Source organism: Neoroseomonas rubea, assembly GCF_016106015.1.
In the GTDB taxonomy this organism is placed as follows: Bacteria; Pseudomonadota; Alphaproteobacteria; order Acetobacterales; family Acetobacteraceae; genus Neoroseomonas; species Neoroseomonas rubea.
The window spans coordinates 1-1,432 of the sequence record NZ_JACADQ010000575.1 but is presented as its reverse complement, the minus strand read 5'-3'; the positions used below and the strand labels follow the sequence as shown (position 1 = coordinate 1,432).

3 protein-coding genes are annotated in these 1,432 nt (G+C 74.9%); all 3 read left to right on the top strand.

Features of this window, described 5'->3' with window-relative positions:
* The first annotated feature begins 191 nt into the window (after positions 1 to 191).
* The 3 genes from HW577_RS25000 to HW577_RS24990 all read left to right on the top strand — a co-directional run bounded on the left by HW577_RS25000 (position 192) and on the right by HW577_RS24990 (position 1,264).
* Positions 192 to 428 carry an excalibur calcium-binding domain-containing protein gene (locus tag HW577_RS25000; protein WP_198378794.1) on the top strand — a complete coding sequence of 79 codons (237 nt, stop codon included), beginning with the start codon at positions 192 to 194 and terminating at the stop codon, positions 426 to 428.
* Positions 429 to 468: 40 nt separating this feature from the next.
* Positions 469 to 936, top strand: a complete 468-nt coding sequence (locus HW577_RS24995; protein WP_198378793.1) for a GlcG/HbpS family heme-binding protein — start codon at positions 469 to 471, stop codon at positions 934 to 936.
* A gap of 61 nt (positions 937 to 997) precedes the next feature.
* Complete coding sequence (locus tag HW577_RS24990) at positions 998 to 1,264, top strand: hypothetical protein (RefSeq protein ID WP_198378792.1); 267 nt, start codon at positions 998 to 1,000, stop codon at positions 1,262 to 1,264.
* Positions 1,265 to 1,432: the final 168 nt, after the last annotated feature.

Below are 1,432 nucleotides of genomic sequence, written 5' to 3'. Positions count from 1 at the left end.
CCGGCGGGGCGCGTGGCGCGGCGGTCCGGTGCGGGCATGGGCGCCCTTCTGGCACGGGGCGCGGCTGCGCCCAAGCCGCGGTGGCGCGCCGGGGGCGGATCGTTCGGCGGCGATGCGGACCAGGGGCGGGCCACCTTGCGCCGGCGCCCTGCCGGACCATGCCGGCGACATGCCGTGCTAGGGTTTCCGTGATGCCACGCTGGAGCCTCGCACTTTTGCTGCTCGCCGCCGCGCCGGCCTTCGCCCAGGCGCCGCGCGCGCCGTCGCCCTGGCGCTGTGGCGAGAAGCGGTATTGCACCGAGATGACGAGCTGCGCCGAGGCGCGCTTCCACTATGAGACCTGCGGCCTGCGCCGCCTCGACGGCGACCGGGACGGCGTGCCCTGCGAGCGGCTCTGCGGCCAGGGCGGCTCGACACGGCGGCGCTGAGCGCCTATCCCGCGCCGCCTTCGACAGGGAAGACACGTCCATGCCCCAGCCCGCCCATCCCGCCGCGATCAACGGCCTCACCCTCGCCCAGGCCGAGACGATCGCGGATGCCGCGCTCGCCAAGGGCCGCGCGCTCGGCCTGCTGCCGCTCTGCGTCGTCGTGCTCGACGCCGGCGGGCAGCTGAAGGTCGCCAAGCGGGAGGACGGCGCCTCGATCCTCCGCCCCGAGATCGCGACGGGGAAGGCCTTCGGCGCGCTGGCGATGGGCTTCGGCACGCGGGAACTCGCCCGGCGCGCCCAGGCGGTCCCCGGCTTCACCAACGCGCTGTCGGACCTGACGGGCGGCCGCGCCGTGCCGGTGCAGGGCGGCGTGCTGGTGCGCGATGCGAACAACGTGCTGCTCGGTGCCGTCGGCATCAGCGGCGATGCCTCGCCCAAGGACGAGGAAGCCTGCATCGCCGGGATCGAGGCGGCTGGGCTTGTGGCCGATCACGGCGACCCGGCCTGACAAGGCAACTTCGCCGCCGGAGGAACGTTGAAGGGGCGTCGGTTCGACAAGGAAAGCCACGATGCCCCGATTCTTCCTGTCCCGCGCCGTTTCGGCGCTGCTGCTCGCCGGCGGCGTCGCCGCCTGCGACATGACGGACCGCCGGAGCGGCGATCCGCCCGGGTCAGCGGTGGGTCGCGCGACCGACCGCACGATGGGCACGAACATGTCCGGCGCATACCCGCAACAGAGCGACGGCACGCGGACCAATCCGTCGGGGACAGCGCTGGAACGCGCGGTGGATGCTCCGGCGCCCACTCGGCGGTATCCGGGCGCGCCGAACTTCTGAGGGAGCACGGGGAGGGCGCCGCCCTCCCCGACGATCCGGCGCGGCGATCGCGACGCCGGGCCCGGCGACATGGCCGAACCGCCCGTTCGGCGGCGCCACGCCAAGGCGCCGAGCAGCCGACCGGGTCAGTCCAGCCGCGCGCGCACGCCTGCGCCGGCGCAGATCGGA

Excerpts from the sequence above, each read along its gene's own strand:
- HW577_RS24995 (WP_198378793.1), top strand. The coding sequence starts at position 469 with ATGCCCCAGCCCGCCCATCCCGCCGCGATCAACGGCCTCACCCTCGCC.
- HW577_RS25000 (WP_198378794.1), top strand. The coding sequence starts at position 192 with ATGCCACGCTGGAGCCTCGCACTTTTGCTGCTCGCCGCCGCGCCGGCC.
- HW577_RS24990 (WP_198378792.1), top strand. The coding sequence starts at position 998 with ATGCCCCGATTCTTCCTGTCCCGCGCCGTTTCGGCGCTGCTGCTCGCC.